The organism is Lysinibacillus sp. RC79, assembly GCF_041262405.1.
GTDB lineage: Bacteria > Bacillota > Bacilli > Bacillales_A > Planococcaceae > Lysinibacillus.
In genome coordinates, this window is the sequence record NZ_JBGCCD010000006.1 from 173,406 (window position 1) to 193,777 (window position 20,372).

The following is a 20,372-nucleotide window of genomic DNA, read 5'->3' on the forward strand; positions in this document are numbered from 1 at the left end:
AGGTGGATACGATGAAAAATATACAAAGGTACATGAAAAATATCAATTTAATCATTGGTCTACTAGTCATTGTCGGTTTTCTAATCGTAATGATTATCAGCTTTTTTTATACACCGCATGATGTGAACTCGATGAATATACCTCAAAAATTACGTAGCCCAAGTAGTGATTATTTTTTTGGTACGGATGAATTTGGTCGTGATATTTTTAGCCGTATTATGAAAGGAACACAAACGGCCTTTACAGTCGGTCTACTGACAGTATTTATCGGAACAATTTTTGGTATTTTAATTGGGGGTATAGCGGGGTATGTAGGAGGCTGGATCGATGAAATTTTTATGCGCATGATGGATGCATTAATGGCCTTTCCAGGAATTATATTAGCTTTAATGCTCGTTGCGGTATTTGGACCAGGGATTGTTAATACAGCTATTGCATTAGGCATTATTGCCATACCGGCCATTGCTAGAATTGCACGTAGTGGATTCGTCCAACATCGTGACACTGAATATGTCTTAGCAGCAAAGCTAATCGGCGTAAAACCTTATAGCATTATGTTTCGTCATATTTTACCCAATATTTCATCGCAGATTATCGTCGCCGCAACTGTAACCTTTGCAACTGCGATGCTTGCGGAGGCAGCACTGAGTTATTTAGGGCTTGGCGTGCAGCCACCAAACCCTAGTTGGGGACGAATGTTAAAAGATTCACAAGCTTATTTAGTTGGAGCCCCTTGGTACACTTATGCGCCAGGTGGAGCCATTACAGTACTTGTATTAGGCTTGTATATGCTTAGCAATGCGTTACGTGATTTTATGGATCCACGTTCAAAAGCGTAAAATATCTGGTGCTGTTTTTTTCAATAATTCATAGGCCTTCACCGCTATTTCTATATTGAGACGGTGAGGGGCCTGTAAAAAGTCAGCTCCTAAAATATTTTCTAGTCGTTCAATTCGTTTATAGAGTGTTTGACGGACAATAAATAATTGTTCAGCTGTATCATTTTTAGCACCATTGCATGCTAAATAAACACAGAGCGTTTGATAAAGGTCATTACCATTCTTTTGATCAATCAACAGTATTTCTTGTAAATAATCTTTAACGTATTGCAAAAGGGCAGCATGATCCTGATGTAATAACAATCTGTAAACACCTAAATCCTTGTAGTAAATAGAAGAAGCAAGTTCATTGTGTTGCATTTGAATGGTTGTTTTTGCCTCTTTATAGCCTTGCTGTACGCTGTTAATGGATTGATAAACATTGCTAATACCAAAGGTAAGGGTTATTTGCTCGAAAAGCTGTGGTGTTTTTCGAGTAATAATCTGCTGTATAGCTTGTTTAAAAGAGTCAATATTTATCTTAATATCATCTGCAGCAATGTAAAATGCAAGGATAATAATTTCATGCTGGCGAACCGAAACGGTAGGGAAAAAGCCAAGTTTTTTTAGGATGGAGCGAACAAACATGACATTTTGTAGCTGTATTTCTTGCCAGTCTTCCTCTGAAAAGGTATTGACATAATCAAGCATATTAAACACGACTACGCGATAAAATAAGTTGCGACTTTCCATCGGCAAATAACTTTGATAATACTGAAGATCAATGGGTTCTCCTTGTATTAAGGCGAGGATAAATTCATCCTCACGACTTTGCTGCCGTTCCTGTAGCATTCGATTACGCATTAATATTTGGGCAATAGACATCGTTGCACGTTCAAGGTTTAACAATGTATAATCACTTGGTTTCGGCAGTGCAGAACGCATACATAAATAGCCCCATACTTGTCCAAGTCCGTTGACTGGAATGATGACGAAATGATCTTTATCAATGGACAGTAGTTGTATGGGTTCATGTAATTCTAGTTGCTGACAGTGGTCCTCCATAAGTTGTAAATACTTTTTGGCTTCTATTGGATAATAAAAGCTTTTTGTATCTTCAGAGACAAATAAAAATAATGCATCTGTATCTTGATGAAGCACCTGTAAAATTTTTAAAATCCCATTTGGCATTAACGACAATTCCATAAAAGTCCTTGATATCGTATCAAGCTGTGTTAATGCTTGCTGATGCTGATTAATAATGTAAGTATGTAGATCCTGCGTAATATCGATAAATCTTACAACCTCTTCAAAAATGATGATAGGAAAATCATGAGCATTAGCCATTGCAACTAGTTCTGCAGGGACATAATTAAAATAATCACCAATCTCAATACAAAGAGCTGCAGCACCGTTACGAATAAGGTTTTGTAAGTAAGCAATTTGTGTTTCACGCTCTAACTGTAAACCTACACCGGTTGTTAATATGAGCTCACCGCCATTTATTAAAGTATCAAAATCTTTTATTTCTAAAATATGTGTCCATAGTACTTGTCGATTTAGGCCTTGTTGTCCTGCGATTAGCTTGGCAGATTCAAAATGCTTTCGCTTTAATACATCACGTACAAGTAGAGGATGTTTCGACATAAATAAGCACCTACCCTTCGAATGTACTTTAATAATTATGTTAGATTAATCAGAAATTTTCAACATTAACTAGAATAATAGAGTAAATTAGTTGAATAAGGGTTCTCGGGGATAGAGGCGGACAGATGTATGGCGTGGAGCGATCATATTACAATTAAAGACAATGAACGTAGGCTTGCTATATCATCATTAAAATAGTGAAGGGAAGGAGTTCACTTTGACAATTTTTATGGTCGCTGTATTTAAAAAGGTATTCTTCACAAAGAAAGGCGATTCCAAATGCTCAGAAGCGCAAGGAATCGCCTTTAATAATTTCGTTTATGACCTTTTTTTACATATTCCCAATCAGTTTCAATGTTTTGACGAATACGAATTAATAAGTCGTGAATACTGTCAATTTCTTCAGGAGAAAAACCATCTAATGCTCTAGCATTCGAATAGTCTCCTTCTCGCTTTAACAATGGATAAATCTTTAGACTTTTTTCTGTTGGGAAAAGCTGTTTGTTTTTCTTGTTACCAATTTCATTACGCTTTTCTACAAAGCCTTTTGTTTCTAACTTTTGAATCGCTCGGGAGGCAGTTGTGCGATCTACCTTCAATAGTTCCGCAACCTTTTCCTGAATAATACCAGGGTTTTCACAGATGCGAGTGACATACAAATATTGTCCCTTTGTTAAATCGAGTTCTTTAAACTCAATATTACTAATGGAATCAAGTGCCCGCGCAATCGCACCAATATCTCGCAAAATTTCCTTCATTGATTGCCTCCGAAAAAATTATTGTATTTGCAATAAAAAATGCTCTATACTATATATTATCATCCATGCAAGGAAATTTCACTTCATATCTACAGGTGGAGGTTCCGCAAAGCGTCTTTAGCGGCGAAGAGGACGGCTTTAGCGGCGGAAAAAGCAGTTTTAGCGGCGAAGCATACGGCTCTACCGGCGGAAAACAAAGTTCTATCAACGGAGAGTACGCTCCTAACAGCAAAAAACGAGGAGGAATATAAAAATGAACACGAAAAAAATTACAGATGAACAAGATTTACAAACAGCATTTGCCATTCGTCAAAAAGTTTTTATAGAGGAGCAAAAGGTACCAGAGGAAGAAGAATTTGATGAATTCGATACACTAGATGCAGCATGTGATCATATTCTTGTGTACTATAACGATCAACCTGTTGGTACTGGTAGACTGCGAGTTGTTGATGGTTACGGCAAACTAGAGCGTATTTGTTTACTGAAGGACTTCCGTAAATTTGGCCTTGGTAAAGTCATTATCCAAAAGTTAGAGGAGATTGCACTTGAAAAAGGGTTATCAAAATTTAAATTAAATGCTCAATCTTATGCAGAAGGCTTTTATGAAAAATTAGGCTATAAACGTGCGGGAGAAGAATTTATGGATTGTGGTATCCCACATATTTTAATGAAAAAGTAATTGAATAGGGAGTTAGATGTATGAGTTTAAGAAGTCCGGTTTTATGCCGAGTATTGAGAAAATATTAGAAGAAAGGCTACATCAAATTATCATCATTCTAGTTAGAATTGTAATTTTTTAGGATATGGAAAGTCTAATATTCTAAAAGGGGTGATAAAGTGAAGAAATGGGTAACGCTTAGCTTTTTCTTAATTTTCCTTATGGGCTGTCAATCAATACCGTTTGGAGGCAGTCAAATAGTAATTGACTGGGTAGATTTTATCAAATGGAACGGTATTGAATATGATGGTATTAACAATGGTATATTAGCAGATAAATCATTAATAGAAAAAGAATTAGGAGAAGTTCAATTTAAAGTAGCAGATAATGTTTCTAATTCATCTTATAAGCTAAAAGATGGAGATGCTGCATTTCAAGAAAAAGGAACTAAACTTTACTCTGTTAAAGGAGAAGATGATGTTATAGCAGTAAAGGATCAATCAGCTATTAATGGTTATCGAATTTATTTCACTAGAGAAAGTACAGAGTATAAATGGTACTTTGATCATGTACCTTTAGATCAAGTAAAAAAGATTGAACTATATAAATTTTTTACACCAGAGGGAAAAAAGCAAATTGCTGCTTTTGTGGATAAAACTGAAATAGACGACTTTCTGGAAATCCTTTCAAACAGTAAGAAGGCTCCAACATTTGAACCAGATACAAGTACTAGAGATCCAATTAGCTACGCTATTATCTTATACACGGATGAATCTATTGCTTATAAATACAGTTTACAATATGACGGAAATACATATTTTTGGTACCCGTCAGATACAGCGATTTTGTCAGGTGACATTCAACGTTTTATTCTTGAAAAATAGCAAACTAGATATAATATTAGTTTGCTATTTTTCTTTTAGTGCAATAGCTCTTTTGTTTTCTCCCATAATGGCTTAATTTTTTCTTTATTCGGCACATTTTCAAATATCCAATCTGATTCGTTTTCGAAGAAGTTCACTAATTTCATTACTGCCATCTCATGTGTTACAAGGCTCATACAATTCATGATATCGTCTATCTCATTTAATGGGTCAGTGGGTAATGAATTATATAACGCTTTAAGTCCAAGTAAAGCCCGCTCAGGACAATATTTATACAGCAGTACTTTAGCGAAGTGTTCTAAGCTATTCCGCAGTAAGTGAACACACCAAATCTCATTTCCGCGTTTTGTACTCCAATAATATTGATACAAATACCAAACCGTATCATCTACAGCATCTTGAAATTCAAGTGGAGTTAATGCCAACGTTGTATTTTTCTGTTTAGCTGTAAGGATTCTATTTGGATCAAATAATATTTTAATTGCATCTTTATTACTTATTTCAGAGGGAGTTACTGTAAATAAATCAATATGAATCATATCTTCATATACGACTAATAGCTGAGGGGCTATAATATAGATGTCATCAACGAATAATGTTTTCTTATAAGCTTCAATATGTTGGTTGCGGTTGGGCAAAAATGCTTTGATATTTTCTTCATTCACAACACAATAAATATCGATATCTGAAAATTCATCTTGCTCTTCTCTAGCCATTGATCCTCGTAAAAATACAGCTTCAATATAGTGATCATCTTTTAAACTTTCAAGTAAAACCTCAACAACATGATCTAATTTCAAGAGTATCCTCTCCTTCAATAAAAACAGGCTACCCAAGTTATTTTTTGAGCAGCCCTATTTTGCTAGACCTCCTTAACAACAGTACATGAGAAGCTATCGTGAGGAAGAAGTTGTCCATTTTGTTGTTCGAATGCTTTTGGATTTTTCAAGTAATCGAATGTGCTAATTGAGTCACGGTAAGCCATTCGTTTCATAATTTGAGTGGAAGTCAGCTTACTCCCAGTTTCATTTTCAAGAACTAGCCCCATTTTTTTGTAGCCAACTGTTTGGCCTTTTTTACGTAATTGTGCAAATTCAAGTGACCACATAACGACAGTCGGTGTGATAATGGCATGAACGGCCTCGTTTTTTACTTTTTTTCGCAGGACATATTCCACTCCAGCCGTGACAGCCGTTGAAATTGCCAAATCAATTAGAAATGCTTTAGTTCGTTTTTTTGTAATAGATTTCATCGAAGCGCCTCCTCAAATATTTAAAAGAACATATTATTTTTAAATGTCAATTCTTTCTTGGTAAGGTAAGATGCAATGGCCCCATGTTTTTCTGTCGAAGCTCCTGCATAGCGATTCGCGAATGTAAGGAGGGGGATAGCCTGCTGCTGAAAAAAGTCTATTAGATTGATTGCTGTAACCTGCTTGCTTAGGAGAATAGCTAACAATGCTCCAATAAAGGCATCACCCGCTCCAGTAGTATCAATCGCATGAACTTTGTCAGCTGGCACTTTGACATGAAGCTTTTTAGTATAAAGACTTGCACCTTCTGCGCCACGAGTAATTATGAGTACTTGTACTTTCCCTTGAAATAATGAATGGACTGCTGTTTCCTCATCCTCAATCGCTGTTAAAAATAAAAGTTCCTCCTCGGACAATTTAACGATATGGGTCTTCGGTAAAAATTCTAAAATGGTTTGACGACATGCATTCTCATCATGCCATAGTGGCAAGCGAACATTTGGATCAAATGAAACAAGACTACCTGCCTGATGAGCCTGTTCAATAAAGGCCTCATGTGCATGTTTCATTGGGCTTGCCACTAAATTAACTGAACAAAAATGAAGAATATCTTTATCTGTTAATAGATTAGGTGGGAGTTGCTCTTTGCTGTAAAGTAAATCTGCTGCGTGGCGGCGATAAAATAAAAAGTCACGGCCTCCATCACTTGTCAGGGAAACAAAGGCTAGACTCGTTTCACCCTCAACAGTTTGAACAATATAGTTCGTATCGACTTCGGCTTTTTTTAATGTTTCTACGAGAAAATCTCCAAAAGCATCCTGACCTACCTGTGTAATGAGGGCCGCCTGTTGCCCAAGCTTTGCGCAAACAGCTGCAACATTAGCAGGGGCCCCACCAGCATTTTTAGTAAATTGCTCAACTGTAGCAAGGGAAGCATTTTGTTCAGTAGGTGTAAAATCAATTAATAATTCACCAATTGCGAAAAGTTTACTCACGGAAAAACCTCCTATAAATAAAATGTTGCTGTCGCTTCGCTTTCGCACAGAAAAATTGCCACATGACGTGGGCTTTCCGTCGTTTTGTCTTTTCTATCCGTCGCTCTGTCCAACCTTTCCGTCACTAAGCACTTTGCATCCGTCGTTCTGCCAGTCTGTTCCGTCGCCTTCATTTCTATCCGTCGATCTGCTCGACCTATCCGTCACCTTGCCCTTTGCGTTCTTAGACTGAGTTCCTCTATTCCAGTCTGTGTGAGAATATATCCACTGAAAAGGAAGTACACCCACATTCATCTCTTCACCTTTAAAGGTGGGAGTCTTCTGTACCTGTCGCTACGCTTTCGGTACAAAAGACATTTGTAGCTGACGCGTCGCTTTCGCCACAAAAAACATCCGCTGAATGAAGATAAATAAGGATTAGGCCTGAGACACACGCTTTTTCTTTGGTACGTAAATTGTGTTAAAAATGCCACCAAAAATTAATACAATACCAATTGTTTGCATGAAGCTCGGCATAAAATCAAGCAACAGCATATCAAGCAATATAGCCACAACTGGGTCTACAAATACTAATACTGAAACTAGAATAGTAGAGAGGCTCCGAATACTATCAAAAAATAAATAGTAAACAAATCCTGTATGAATAAAGCCTGTTCCTAAAATATATAGCCAGTTTGTTGTCGTTAAGCCTTCAAATAGCGAAAAATTGACAAATGGCAATAGTATGATAATTCCGACTGTAGTTTGGATATATGTTAATGCATAGGAGCTAAGCTTTGTGATTGTTTTACTTGTAAGCATCGTAAACGCGTAAAACAATGCAGACAGTAATGCCCAAATAAAGCCGGATTTCATAAATTCAGAGAGTGTAATAAAATTATTTAAGCCAATAATGAACATACTGCCAATAAAACAAGTTAATGTTGCTAACAATGCTTGAATAGTCATCTTTTCTTTTAAAAACAATGCCCCAAATATTAATACGAATATTGGTGCTAAATTATAGATAGAAATGGCAATGGAAATTGACATTTCTTCAAAGGCTTTAAATAAAAATACCCAGTTTAAGACAATAAAGACACCGCATAGAAGTGTACGTAATATTTCTTTTTTATCCCATATCTCTGTTTTATGACCACCTGTGATAAGCCACATTCCTCCTAGAAAGATGGTAGCGCAAATACATCTAATAAATACTAGTTCGGTAGCAGGTACGCCAGTATGAACGGTAAAAAATCCAATAGAGCCAAAAAGGGCCATTGAAACAGTTAGTTTGATAATCGCTGATATGTTCATCCAAAACCTCCTTTCTATAAAATTATTATCATTCTTGTCGCTTGTGAAAGTAGGGGAGACTTAACGTTATTTCGCTCCGTTCTCAAAGTTTTTCGCTCAGGTAGAGTTTGGAACCCTCAGCTAGGAGAAGAATTTGCTCAGGTAGAATCTGAATCCGCTCAGCTAACAGTAGAATCTAATCAGATAGAAGCCGCTCCCGTCTCTGCAAAAAAATAAGGAAAGAAAGCCGACAGTTGACATACGCTGTCGGCTTTTCATTCATAGTCTACAATTATTCTCGGATTTGGCCGTTACCGTGAATGTAATACTTTGTAGATGTTAACGCAGGTAAACCCATTGGTCCGCGAGCGTGTAATTTTTGCGTACTAATGCCGATTTCTGCACCGTAGCCAAATTCAAAGCCGTCTGTGAAGCGAGTGGAGGCATTGTGATAAACAGCTGAAGCATCCACGCTATTTAAGAAAGTATCTGCTACTAACTGATCCTCTGTCATGATGGCTTCAGAGTGGTTCGTGCCGTATTGATTAATATGTTCGATTGCTTCATAAACGTTTTCCACAATTTTAACGCTTATTTTTAAATCTAAATATTCAGTTGCATAGTCTTCTGCTGTCGCTAGTTGAGCGAAATCAAGAGCTTGACAAACGGTATCATCACCGATAATTGTCACACCGGCTCGATGCAATGCACTTAGTAGCTGTTTGCCGTGCTTACTAAACCAATCAGGATGGATAAGTAAGCTTTCTGCTGCATTACAAACCGAAGGACGTTGTGTTTTCGCATTGATACAAATTTTTTCTGTTTTTATGTAATCGGCCGTTTGGTCCACATAAATATGACAGTTACCAGCACCTGTTTCTAGTACTGGTACAGTGGCTTCATTCACTACTAAGTCAATAAGTGCCTTTCCGCCACGAGGAATCAATACATCTAAGTATTTTTTTAAATGGAATAATTCTTTAACAGTTTCACGATTTGTATCCTCGATTAATTGTACAGCGTTCACAGGGATAGACGTTTTGCTAAGGGCACGATGAATACTTGCCACAAGAGCTACATTAGAAAATTTGGCAGAAGAGCTACCACGTAAAATGACTGCATTGCCTGTTTTCAATGATAATGTTGCCGCATCCACTGTTACATTAGGTCGTGCCTCGTAAATCATACCGATAACGCCAATTGGCACTAGACGCTTTTCAATCAGTAATCCATTATCTTTTTCTATTCGCTCTAAGAGACTGCCTACTGGATCATTTAATTCAACAAGTAACTGAATGGCACTTGACATAGCTTCTACTCGTTCTTTGTTTAGCATGATGCGATCAAGTGTAGAAGCGGGCATTCCTTGTTTCTCGCCATGAGCTAAATCCTTTGCATTTTCAGCAATGATAGTATCTTGGTCAATTATTAATTGTTCGGCAATTTTTGTGAGAGCCTCATTTTTTTCACAAGTTGTTTTAATATTTAAAATATAACTTGCGGCCTTTGCTAGCTTTCCCTTTTGTTGCACTTCACTAGTCATGTGATTTCCTCCTTAATTTGTTTGGATTTTTAGCCATTTATCTCGGTGAATGACCTCGATTGGATAGTTCGCTAACTCATCTGTACGTTTTCCCATCGCATGTGCTAACTCGAGGGAAGAATATAAGACTTCACCGCGGCCCAGCAGTCCATTGTCACTATAGACCTCGACAACGTCGCCATTTGCGAAGTCGCCTTCGACACGATATACACCAGCAGGCAACAAGCTTTTCCCATTTGCTAATAATGCATGTTCAGCACCGCTATCTATAAAAATTTTACCAGATACTTCCGTGAGTGCAATCCACTGTTTATTATTTGTTAAAATAGCAAGCGCGTCATGCTCAACATACGTACCATCACCACGTCCTTCTGCGATGTCAACAAGCTTATTCGCACCGTGACCAGTTCCGATAAACACCTTAACACCTGCATTTAAAGCTGCTCGAGCTGCCAATAATTTTGATTCCATACCACCTGTACCGACCTTCGAACCTGCACCATCTGCGAAGCCTAGCATCTCATCAGATACCTCTGTTAAACGATCAATACGTTTGGCATCTGGGTTTTTATTTGGATTGGCGTTATACAAGCCATTGATGTCAGTTAAGATAATGAGCTGATCGGCATGAACAAGACCACTTACTAGTGCCGATAACATGTCGTTATCTCCAAAGGTTAATTCGCTGACAGATACCGTATCATTTTCGTTAATGATTGGCAGTATGGAGCGCTCTAATAATTCCTCAAATGTGGCATAAGCATTTTTATAGCGCTCTTTTTTTGAAAAATCAGTGCGTGTTAGTAAAATTTGTGCAGGTACAATATCATAAATGCTAAACAAAGCATTGTAGGTTTGAATAAGTAAACTTTGCCCAACCGCCGCTGCAGCCTGTTTACCTTTTACTGTAACGGGTCGAGAAGGGTACCCTAGCTGCTTAAAGCCTGCTGCAACTGCACCTGATGAAACAAGCAATACTTCATGACCGTATTTTTTTAATTCAGCTATCGCTTGAACATGGTCCATTAAACGAATTTTATCAATTTCACCTTTTGCATTTGTTAAGGAGCTACTCCCAATTTTGACGACGATCCTTTTTCTTTCCATAGCAATACCTCCAATTCACCATTACACTTCCATAAGCAATTATGCCTCGGCATAATTGCCGCTGTCGCTACGCTTTCGCACAGATAAATTGCCACATGACGTGGCGTTCTTAGACTGAGTTCCTCTATTTCAGCGGATGTTTGATTGCTGAAAGAAGTTAAAAATAAAAAAACCTTTTCATCCTAATAAATTAGGACGAAAAGGTTTGCTTTCCGTGGTACCACCTACATTGAACGTCATTGACATTCCACTTTGCTCATAACGCTTGAGACTGCGCCTAGTTTAGCTAGGACGTTTTTACGAAGTAGGTTCTTTAGTCTTTCTTGTACAATGCCTTACAGCCGATGGGCATCGCTCTCTGATCAAGTAGTTTCTAGGTATTAGTCTTCGTTCGCTTTTATTATATAATTCAACATCTTTTTTGAATGGCCCATTTTAGTTGATGTTCCATTTCTCAAAAAGTAATTGAATAAAGAATGCACTACTTTAGCAAGTATGTCAAGCTAATTAGGAATGTTAATAGGAAGATGTAATACTGAACAATCGAGGGTAAAGTATGAGTGGGAAATTAACGAAACTTTGTTTACTTGTACCACCAGATTGCGACTAATAGTGGGAGCATTGCCATAACAATCACAAAAAAGCTCCATAATATTTGTTTTCCTGAAGACATATTTTTCGGTTTTATACTTATTTGTTCATATAGTTCGTTGATGGCACTTTGTTCTTTTGCATAAAGCATTGTTTGAAACTCATCGTAATCTTGAATATAACTTGAGGGAGGGCGAGGGCTAAAACGCAAACTTCGAATATCATCAGTAATCTCTTTTTCACCCATAAAATAAGTAATAACTGGCGCTAACCCTGAATTTTGTGCAGCCTGTACCTCGATATCATGTGTTTTCATTTTATAATAGACATGTCCTTGCTCGTCTTCATATTGCTTTACAATATCACTTACTGCCACCGACAAACACCTCTTTCTCCAAAACAATACGACTTTTACGTTATGATATTATTCATTATAAGGTATTAAAGGAGAAAAGTGTTGTTTAAACGAGCTTAATTGAAATGAATAATTTTTCTTGTAAAAATTTAGAAGAGTGCGTCGTCGTGTAGTATAATGGAAAAAATATTTTATAATGGTTCTTTTCTAAAAGTAATTGTTCATTACCGAAATCAGGGTATGATATTTTGTTAAAACGTATGTCATGTATTTAGTTGAACCTATTTAAAAGTAATGGAAAGAAGGGGTAGTATTGGCATTTTCAACGATATTGGCGTTTTTAGGAGCAGCAATTATTTTAACACTAATGCCAGGACCAGATAATTTATTTGTTCTTGCACAAAGCATTACACAGGATAAAAAGGCTGGTATAGCGACATCACTTGGTCTGTGTACAGGTTTGCTCGTTCATATAGGTGCGGCTGTTCTCGGTATCTCGGCTATTATTTATCAATCAACAGTTATTTTTTCCATTGTTAAGTTTGCAGGAGCAGCGTATCTATTGTATTTAGCATGGCAATCGTTTCGTGCGAAAGGCGATCCATTCACATTGGAACAGCAAAATGTACATGCCTATGTGACGTTATATCGAAAAGGTATTTTCATGAATATTTTAAATCCAAAAGTTTCTTTATTTTTCTTAGCACTATTGCCACAGTTTGTAAATCCTTCTAATGGCCATGTAGGTTTACAGATGTTAATTTTGGGTATTGTATTTTTAGTACAAGCGCTTATACTATTCTCATTATTTAGTGTTTTTGCAGGTAAAGTAAGAAAAGTAATTATTGGGAAGCCTGCAATTGCTAAACGATTAAATATGATTCAAGGTGTGCTTTTTACTTTTATTGGAATACAAATAGCGCTGAGTAAACAGTAAAAGAGGGGGATTTTCATGGCGATTTTACATATAACGTTTAGCTTATCTACACAAGGTTCGATAAAACATGCGATACGACAACATCATTTACAACGAGATGAGACTGTGCTTTCTGTCAATGAGATTTTTTCGATTGGTCCATTAAGCAGCCCAGAAGAACGAAAAAGCTGGTTAGAATCCTATATTTTTAGGGACAATGAAGAACGTGAATTGTACGAGGATCTTCAGAATGCTTGGAAGAAAAGAATTGCAGGTTTACCGTGCGATGTTGATGTCTGGGTTTGGTACAGCCAAAGTACTCATGAAGAGATTGGGTTACGTTTTGTCATGAGCGAGTTGATTAATAAATGTAGTATGGTATATGGGATTGATGTTACAGAGGGCTTGAAACGTGTACAGCCAAACATGATGATTCGTCAAACAGGTGAACTTGCGTCAGACTTGTTAATGAAGCTCCGTTCAGAGGCAAAGCGGTTTTCTATTGATGAGTGTCAGCAACTTGCAAAGGAATGGGAAGAGCTGAAACAAAACCCTAGTACACTGCGAGTTTGGCAAGATGGAATAGTACATGTAGCGGAAGATGCATTGGATCCTATCATTTTGGAATGTGCGGAAAGAGCACATGCCGAACTAAATGAGGAATGGCTAATACCGATGCGTATCATCGGTGAAACAATTGGTGCAATTGATGATTATTTAAGTGAAGAGTTTGTGGAAAAACGCTTAATGACCCTTGCAAATCAGGGGCTTTTTGAGATTAATGGAGATACAAAAGATATGCATTCTTATCAAGTAAAATATGTAGGAAAATAAATTTCTTTGCAGCAACCACCTTTCTTATGGAGAAGGTGGTTTTTGATGTTGCAGAAAATTGTCTTGTAGTGAACCTCAAAATGAGAAAATACTCATTAAAAATTTATTGAACTCTTAAAGCATTCTCCTAAACTTTTCATAACGACCTGTCAGAATAGGGACTGTAAGAAAACTTTACAATAATTTTTAGGAGGAACTCAAAATGATAAAGAAATTAATGATTCCAGTTTTAGCAGCAACATTTATTGGAGGCGCGTTTGCAGGTAATTATGTCATCACTTCTGCATTTGCTAGTAGCGATAAAGTGGAAACTAGTCAGGTAGAAACTGAAAAGGATGACGATAACATTGCTGAACTGCAAGCAAAAGCAAAATTATCAGTAGAAAAAGCCCAAGAGATTGCTCTTGAAAATGTTACAGGAACAGTGCAAAAATCTGAATTAGAAGATGAAGACGGTGTTGTGGTTTACGGTTTTGAAATAAAAACTTCATCTGGCGATGTGAAAGATGTAAAAATCGATGCTGCTTCAGGTAAAGTAGTGAAAGTGGAAGCGGAAAATGAAGATGATGGAGCAGAAGAAAACGATTAATCGTATCAATTAAAGGAATGGGTGAAGACCCTTCCTTTTTTCTTTTGTCACTTTTTGTAGGTAGTTGCAATAATATCTCTTTAAAATGGAGATTATAGGATGGAAAATAGATGAACTCCTGCTCTTTATTATGCAACCAGTTAGTCTACTCGCAATAGGTATCGGAAAATGATCCTAGCTATAAATCAAACGTATTAAACACAGAACTTCGGGAATTGTTAGTTTTTCTATAATCCGGTAACATGTAAATAGTATAAATCTTAGGAGGGTTCACATTTGAAGAAAGTATTAATCATAGAGGACGAGGAAAGAATTACGGAATTTTTAGAATTAGAACTTACACACGAAGGCTTCGATGTGACGGTTATCCATGATGGACGTAAAGGGCTGGAAACAGCACTGAATCAACATTTCGACCTTATTCTCTTAGATTTAATGCTACCTCATTTAAATGGTACAGAAATTTGTAGAAGAATTCGGCTTGTGAAAGAAACGCCAATAATTATGCTTACTGCGAGAGATAGCATTATGGATCGTGTGATGGGCTTGGATGTAGGAGCTGACGATTATATGTCTAAGCCTTTTTCAATTGAAGAACTATTAGCGAGAATGCGCGTGATTTTTCGTCGAAATGAACGATATGAAAAGAATGTTATCAAGCACTTAAAATTTAAAGAAATACAAGTTGATACGATGTCTCGAACGGTTATGAAAGAGACTGAAGAAATACCTTTGACAAAAAGAGAATATGAACTCCTCTTAATATTTTTACAAAATGTAAATCACGTACTTTCTCGAGAATTGATATTGGAAAAAATCTGGGGATATGAGACGGAAGTGGAAACGAATGTTGTAGATGTCTATGTTAGATATTTGCGCAATAAACTTCAAAATGATGAAGATCTTTATATTCATTCGGTTCGTGGCGTCGGGTATGTAATGAAATGATGAAATCGTTAAAGCTAAAAACAAAAGTTATTTTATGGACAACGGTAATGATGATTGGCTTATTCGTTTCCTATAATATATTGCAATATTTTGTGATGAACAGTTGGATGGTTCATTATGAAGAACAGTCGATTGAAAATAAGATGATAGCTATACAAAATCTTTATGATGACCAAAAGCTCTCTAGCCAGTTTATTAAGGAAAATAAATCGTTCATTCATTCCATTAATGAAAAATCAGAGACCATTCGTATATTGGATAAAAACGGGAAAAGTATTATCGCTGTTAGTGAAGAAGAATTATTGCAAGTACCTTCTCACTCAGTTCAAAACGGACACTTTGAATTAATCAAAACAGGTGACGACCGACTGTTAGTGTATCGCGAGCCTATAAATGGTACAAATTTTGTAGTTGAAATTATTCGTAATATGGAGATTTTCGATAATTTATTAGCACAATTTGGACTAGTTATGTTTTTGTCAGGGATTGGTGCAGTTTTCTTAAGTTTAGTAGGGGCGCTATTCATTTCGAAACAAATCGTTAGATCGATACAAGATATTTCCCAAACGCTTACTAGAATTAAAAAGTTTGGTTTAAAAGAAAGGGTGCAAGTACAGCCTGCGCAAGATGAAATTGCAGAATTAGCAAATCACTTTAATGAACTGATGGATCAATTAGAAACTTCATTTAATCAACAAAAACAGTTCGTGGAAGATGCTTCACATGAATTAAGAACGCCGATTTCGGTGTTGAATGGAAATTTAATGATGTTAAATCGTTGGGGAAAAAATGATCCTGAAGTGTTAGATAAATCATTGAATTCATCTTTAAAAGAAGTGAATCGAATGGAAAAACTGGTAAAGGATTTATTAGAATTATCTAGACTAGATTCAGAAAAAATCAAGAATGTCTCAATTATATTGGAGAATCCTCAATATATTATAGAAAAAGTTATCAATGATTTTCAAATTACCCATGCAGATTTCTCTTTTTCGCTTCAAATAACTAAAAGTGAAGCATTGGCCATAACAGAAGGGCATCTTGAACAAGTACTTACAATATTAATCGATAACGCTATTAAGTATTCAAATGATGAAAAAAAAGTAAACATCTATTATCATCAGCATGAATTGACTGTGCAAGATTTTGGAATCGGTATTCCTGAAGAAGATATACCTTTTGTTACAAACCGTTTTTATCGAGTGGAAAAATCACGTAATCGAAAAAAGGGGGGATATGGAATTGGGTTATCCATTGCACAAAAATTGATGGACAACTATCATGGCAAATTATCTATTGAAAGCCAATTAGATGAGGGGACATCAGTTACACTGACTTTTCCCAAATCCATTTGAACATATTAAGAAAAGTGAGTAACAATCTTACTCACTTTTCTGCTATAGACCATTTTTATGAATGATAGAAGCTTTCCATTATTTTTTATCGTAAAAATCGAATACAAATTGCTGAAATTGTCGTGCTGATGGTGGAAGGTATCGATTTTCAATCCAAGCCATACCTATTATCCGTTCACAAACCATATCCTCCACACGAATTTTCGCCAATTTATTTGGATTCAAGTCTTCGTCAACAGGCAGTAACGACACGCCGAGGCCAGCACCTACAAAACCAGCTACTGTTGATACCTCATCACCTTCAAAAGTAATCTTCGGTTTGATACCTGCATCATTTAATAATCTATCAGCTGTACGGCGCAATGCGTAACCCTTTTTTAGAAGAACAAAATTCTCATGTTCAAGTTCCTTCATTTTAATGCTTTTCCGATTGGCGAAGGGATGGTCGACAGGCACCATAATATAAAGCTCATCACGCCACAGCTCCTTCCAGCAAACAGGTGGCTCTGTGTCAATCGCTGCAAGTAAGCAAAGGTCTAACTCTCCCGCGAGCAATTGCTTAAGCTGGGAATGTGAGTAATTTTGTGTAAAGTGAAAGCGTATATGCGGATGGTTCTGACGGAAAGCGCGGATCAAATCAGGTACGATGCTAGTCCCTAGTGTATGTAAAAAGCCGAGTGATACATCTCCTAGCTCTGGGTTATTAAGCTCCTGTAATTCTAGAACTGCTTTTTCGTATTCCTTACGCATGCGTTGGACACGATACAAAAAAAGCTCGCCATATCGGTTGAGCATAATCGAACGTCCTTGTCGGTCGAACAAGGGTACTCCTAATTCTTCTTCAAGCTTTGAAATCGAACGACTTAATGCAGGTTGAGAAATAGCTAATGCTTCAGCAGCACGAGTCATATGCTCAAGCTTTGCTACTGCTACGAAATATTCTAATTGCTGCCATTCCATTTTTTTACCTCAATTCCCGTTATTTTTGAGTTAACTGCATTATAACGGTAAAAGAATAGGAAGTATAGGCACATCAAGTGAAACTTAATCAGCGGGGGTTTTTCCCACTGATTATAAGTCTTCACCAATCGGGCATTTACGGGCAGTTTATCTCTCGCATAACTTTTTTACTTTCGCTGAGTTTTGCTTCATTTTCAGTACAGATAAAATACTGCCCGTTAATGCGGGATAAAGTGAAACTTAATCAGTGGGGGTTTTTCCCACTGATTATTAGTCTTCACCAATCGGGCATTTACGGGCAGTTATCTCCCACCTAACTTCTTTGCTTTCGCTGAGTTTTGCTTCATTTTCAGTACAGATAAAATACTGCCCGTTAATGCGGGATAAAAAATTTTTAAAAAACGGAGTACGTAAAATGAAGAATGCACAATGAAAGTAGCAGAAAGTGTGATATAACAGCCATTAACCTCACATCATTAATGCACAAAAGACATTAATATGATAAAAACTATAAATTGTACATTATGAATAAAGGGTGTTAAGATAGACACATAAATTACACAATTACAAGTTTCCGTGAAGGGGATATTATAAAATGAATTTATCAAAGCCACAACCTCTAACAATTGAGGGAGGCAAAAAAGCCGTACTATTACTGCATGGATTCACAGGTAGCACAAAAGATGTAAAAAAGCTAGGTGAATTTTTATCAAAACGTGGTTATACAGTTCATGCACCGATTTATAGTGGGCATGGCGTAGAGCCAGAAGCATTACTTGAAACAAGACCAGAAGACTGGTGGAACGATGTTGTGGAAGGTTATAACTTCCTAAAAAGTAATGGTCATGAAGAAATCGCGGTAGTAGGAATTTCACTTGGCGGCGTATTTTCGTTAAAAGTAGCAGAGACGTTTCCTGTGAAAGCATGTGTTGCCATGTGTGCACCAATCACACGCGATAACTCAAAAGGCTTATTTACACGTTTATATCATTACGCTCGTTTATATAAACATTTTGAAAATAAATCAAAAGATCAAATTATTTCAGAATTACATGAATTACGTATTACACCTAAGGATTCATTGGATGGTGTGACACGTTTAACTACAGAAACACGCGATGAATTATCTACAATCAAAGCACCTACATTAGTATTACAAGGTTCATTAGATGATGAACTTTATCAAGAAAGTGCACCATTCATTCTAAACACTGTGGAAACAGATGATAAAGAGATCATTTGGTATGAAAATTCTGGTCATATTATTACATTAGACAAAGAGCGTGACAAAGTGTACGAGGACGTATACAAGTTTTTAGATCATGTAGAGTGGTCAGTAGCAAACTAAGGGGCTGTCAGCAGACAGCTCTTTTAGTTTTGTCTACTAAAAGCTAAGAACTGTACAATTAACGATTATAAAAGAAAAAACTATTGTTTTTAAAATAAATGCCTGATACCATAGTGGAATTGTAGCAAGGAAATCTCTATTTAAATTATTTGCAATGGTTAAATACATCTAAGGAGTACATCAAAATGCAACAGAAAATACCTTTTTCAACATATGCAGTCATTGGTACGATGCTTTTCGGACTGTTTTTTGGAGCGGGGAATCTTATTTTTCCAATTCAGCTTGGACAATTAGCAGGAACCAACTTTTGGTTTGGCCTAATTGGATTTTTAGTAACAGCTATCGGTTTACCGTTTCTAGGTATTTTAGCTATTGGTTTATCAGGTAGTAACGGTTTGCGTGACTTAGCGAATCGTGTTCACCCTATATTCGGTGTCATCTTTTCATTAGCTCTCTATTTAACGATCGGTCCTTTTTTTGCGATCCCACGTACAGCAACAGTTCCGTTTGTTGTCGGCTTTGAACCATATATACAAGCTGAGCATACAACACTTTTCCTTGCTTTATTTAGCTTCGTATTTTTTGCCATCGTTTTTTATTTCTCATTGAATCCAGCGAAAATTATGGATTATATCGGAAAATATTTAACACCAGCATTTTTGATTGTGTTATTTATTTTAATTATTATTAGTATTGTAAAACCAATGGGGCATTTCCAGCAGCCTATGGGAGACTATATTGATTCGGCATTTATGACAGGCTTTAAAGAAGGCTATAACACAATGGATGCGTTAGCCTCATTAGCTTTTGGTATTGTCGTTATTAACGCGATTAAAAGCGCAGGAATAACTGATAGAAAGGGAATTGCTAAAACAACGTGGAAATCTGGTATTTTTGCCATGGTATTAATGATGTTAATATACGGTTTAATAACGTATATGGGGGCATCGAGTATTGATGCTGTTGGTACATTTGATAACGGTGGTTTAATATTTGCTGCAGTGGCAGATCACTATTTTGGCTCATTTGGGGCTATTTTATTGGCAGTTATTATTGTCCTTGCTTGTTTAAAAACAAGTATTGGCTTAATCACATCTTGTAGTGAGTTTTTTCACGAAGTGTTCCCAAAAATAAGCTATAAATGGTTTGTTTTGTTATTGTGCGCTGTATCATTTACAATTGCCAACTTCGGATTAACGAATATTATTAAGTTTGCCATTCCAGTGCTGATGTTCTTATATCCGCTAGCAATTGTCTTAATTGTCCTTGCATTATGTTCATCACTATTTAAAAATAAGCAAACGGTATATGCGATTACTATGATTTTTACAATTTTTATTAGTTTCATTGATGGCTATAAAGCATTAGTAGTTAGCATTCCTACAACGAAATTAAGTATTTTTGATGCGATTGAGAAAGCTTATTCGAACTTTTTACCTTTATACGATATAGGCTTAGGATGGATATTACCAGCGTTAATTGGTGCTTTGATTGGCTATTTAATTCCAGCAAAAAGAGTGTAAAAGATTTAATTTAAAA

The 20,372-nt window shown here is 36.5% G+C and carries 20 protein-coding genes; 10 read left to right on the top strand and 10 right to left on the bottom strand.

Annotation, left to right across the window (positions count from 1 at the left end; translation table 11 throughout):
• Positions 1-11 precede the first annotated feature (11 nt).
• The gene (locus tag ABH968_RS08515) at positions 12-839 is read left to right on the top strand and encodes an ABC transporter permease (protein WP_370043599.1); all 828 of its coding nucleotides are present in this window, start codon (positions 12-14) and stop codon (positions 837-839) included.
• On the opposite strand, the gene ABH968_RS08520 is transcribed toward ABH968_RS08515, so the two are convergent.
• Together ABH968_RS08520 and ABH968_RS08525 are read right to left on the bottom strand one after the other, a co-directional pair.
• Positions 828-2,465: a PucR family transcriptional regulator gene (locus ABH968_RS08520; protein WP_370043601.1), complete on the bottom strand. Its 1,638-nt coding sequence runs from the start codon at positions 2,463-2,465 to the stop codon at positions 828-830. The two genes, ABH968_RS08515 and ABH968_RS08520, sit on opposite strands and share 12 nt — an antisense overlap.
• A gap of 305 nt (positions 2,466-2,770) precedes the next feature.
• A complete protein-coding gene (locus ABH968_RS08525) occupies positions 2,771-3,223 on the bottom strand; it encodes a MarR family winged helix-turn-helix transcriptional regulator (RefSeq protein WP_370043603.1) in 453 nt (150 codons plus the stop codon).
• A gap of 253 nt (positions 3,224-3,476) precedes the next feature.
• Between ABH968_RS08525 and ABH968_RS08530 the strand changes: the two genes are divergently transcribed.
• Together ABH968_RS08530 and ABH968_RS08535 are read left to right on the top strand one after the other, a co-directional pair.
• The gene (locus ABH968_RS08530) at positions 3,477-3,902 is read left to right on the top strand and encodes a GNAT family N-acetyltransferase (protein ID WP_370043604.1); all 426 of its coding nucleotides are present in this window, start codon (positions 3,477-3,479) and stop codon (positions 3,900-3,902) included.
• Positions 3,903-4,060: 158 nt separating this feature from the next.
• Positions 4,061-4,765: a hypothetical protein gene (locus ABH968_RS08535; protein ID WP_370043605.1), complete on the top strand. Its 705-nt coding sequence runs from the start codon at positions 4,061-4,063 to the stop codon at positions 4,763-4,765.
• A gap of 35 nt (positions 4,766-4,800) precedes the next feature.
• Here ABH968_RS08535 and ABH968_RS08540 read toward each other — a convergent pair whose 3' ends face one another.
• The 7 genes from ABH968_RS08540 to ABH968_RS08570 form a co-directional block, all read right to left on the bottom strand.
• Positions 4,801-5,565 (bottom strand): aminoglycoside 6-adenylyltransferase, encoded by a 765-nt coding sequence (locus tag ABH968_RS08540; RefSeq protein WP_370043606.1) that lies wholly within the window; start codon positions 5,563-5,565, stop codon positions 4,801-4,803.
• A gap of 62 nt (positions 5,566-5,627) precedes the next feature.
• The gene (locus ABH968_RS08545) at positions 5,628-6,017 is read right to left on the bottom strand and encodes an RDD family protein (protein ID WP_370043608.1); all 390 of its coding nucleotides are present in this window, start codon (positions 6,015-6,017) and stop codon (positions 5,628-5,630) included.
• Between the two features lie 20 nt (positions 6,018-6,037).
• Positions 6,038-7,012 (bottom strand): carbohydrate kinase family protein, encoded by a 975-nt coding sequence (locus ABH968_RS08550; RefSeq protein ID WP_370043610.1) that lies wholly within the window; start codon positions 7,010-7,012, stop codon positions 6,038-6,040.
• 417 nt (positions 7,013-7,429) lie between these two features.
• Positions 7,430-8,308: a DMT family transporter gene (locus tag ABH968_RS08555; RefSeq protein WP_370043611.1), complete on the bottom strand. Its 879-nt coding sequence runs from the start codon at positions 8,306-8,308 to the stop codon at positions 7,430-7,432.
• Between the two features lie 271 nt (positions 8,309-8,579).
• The gene (locus tag ABH968_RS08560) at positions 8,580-9,830 is read right to left on the bottom strand and encodes a glutamate-5-semialdehyde dehydrogenase (protein ID WP_370043612.1); all 1,251 of its coding nucleotides are present in this window, start codon (positions 9,828-9,830) and stop codon (positions 8,580-8,582) included.
• Between the two features lie 12 nt (positions 9,831-9,842).
• The gene (proB, locus tag ABH968_RS08565) at positions 9,843-10,937 is read right to left on the bottom strand and encodes a glutamate 5-kinase (protein ID WP_370043613.1); all 1,095 of its coding nucleotides are present in this window, start codon (positions 10,935-10,937) and stop codon (positions 9,843-9,845) included.
• Positions 10,938-11,520: 583 nt separating this feature from the next.
• Positions 11,521-11,904: a sodium:proton antiporter gene (locus ABH968_RS08570; protein WP_370043614.1), complete on the bottom strand. Its 384-nt coding sequence runs from the start codon at positions 11,902-11,904 to the stop codon at positions 11,521-11,523.
• Between the two features lie 292 nt (positions 11,905-12,196).
• On the opposite strand from ABH968_RS08570, the gene ABH968_RS08575 reads away from it, so the two are divergent.
• The 5 genes from ABH968_RS08575 (at position 12,197) to ABH968_RS08595 (ending at position 16,525) form a co-directional block, all read left to right on the top strand.
• Complete coding sequence (locus ABH968_RS08575; protein ID WP_370043616.1) at positions 12,197-12,820, top strand: LysE family translocator; 624 nt, start codon at positions 12,197-12,199, stop codon at positions 12,818-12,820.
• Positions 12,821-12,835: 15 nt separating this feature from the next.
• Positions 12,836-13,633, top strand: a complete 798-nt coding sequence (locus ABH968_RS08580; RefSeq protein WP_370043618.1) for a DUF1835 domain-containing protein — start codon at positions 12,836-12,838, stop codon at positions 13,631-13,633.
• A 202-nt stretch (positions 13,634-13,835) separates the two neighbouring features.
• On the top strand, positions 13,836-14,222 hold the full coding sequence (locus ABH968_RS08585; protein ID WP_370043619.1) for a PepSY domain-containing protein: 387 nt from the start codon (positions 13,836-13,838) through the stop codon (positions 14,220-14,222).
• 276 nt (positions 14,223-14,498) lie between these two features.
• Complete coding sequence (locus ABH968_RS08590; protein WP_370043621.1) at positions 14,499-15,170, top strand: response regulator transcription factor; 672 nt, start codon at positions 14,499-14,501, stop codon at positions 15,168-15,170.
• Positions 15,167-16,525, top strand: coding sequence for a sensor histidine kinase (locus ABH968_RS08595; protein ID WP_370043622.1), 1,359 nt, complete (start codon positions 15,167-15,169; stop codon positions 16,523-16,525). The genes ABH968_RS08590 and ABH968_RS08595 overlap by 4 nt, the downstream gene beginning before the upstream one ends.
• A 78-nt stretch (positions 16,526-16,603) precedes the next feature.
• Here the strand turns inward: ABH968_RS08595 and ABH968_RS08600 are convergent, their stop codons facing one another.
• Positions 16,604-17,485 (bottom strand): LysR family transcriptional regulator, encoded by an 882-nt coding sequence (locus ABH968_RS08600; RefSeq protein ID WP_370043623.1) that lies wholly within the window; start codon positions 17,483-17,485, stop codon positions 16,604-16,606.
• Between the two features lie 595 nt (positions 17,486-18,080).
• Here ABH968_RS08600 and ABH968_RS08605 point away from each other — a divergent pair.
• The gene (locus ABH968_RS08605; protein WP_370043624.1) at positions 18,081-18,833 is read left to right on the top strand and encodes an alpha/beta hydrolase; all 753 of its coding nucleotides are present in this window, start codon (positions 18,081-18,083) and stop codon (positions 18,831-18,833) included.
• Between the two features lie 185 nt (positions 18,834-19,018).
• Positions 19,019-20,356, top strand: a complete 1,338-nt coding sequence (gene brnQ, locus ABH968_RS08610; RefSeq protein ID WP_370043625.1) for a branched-chain amino acid transport system II carrier protein — start codon at positions 19,019-19,021, stop codon at positions 20,354-20,356.
• The last annotated feature ends 16 nt before the right edge of the window (positions 20,357-20,372 follow it).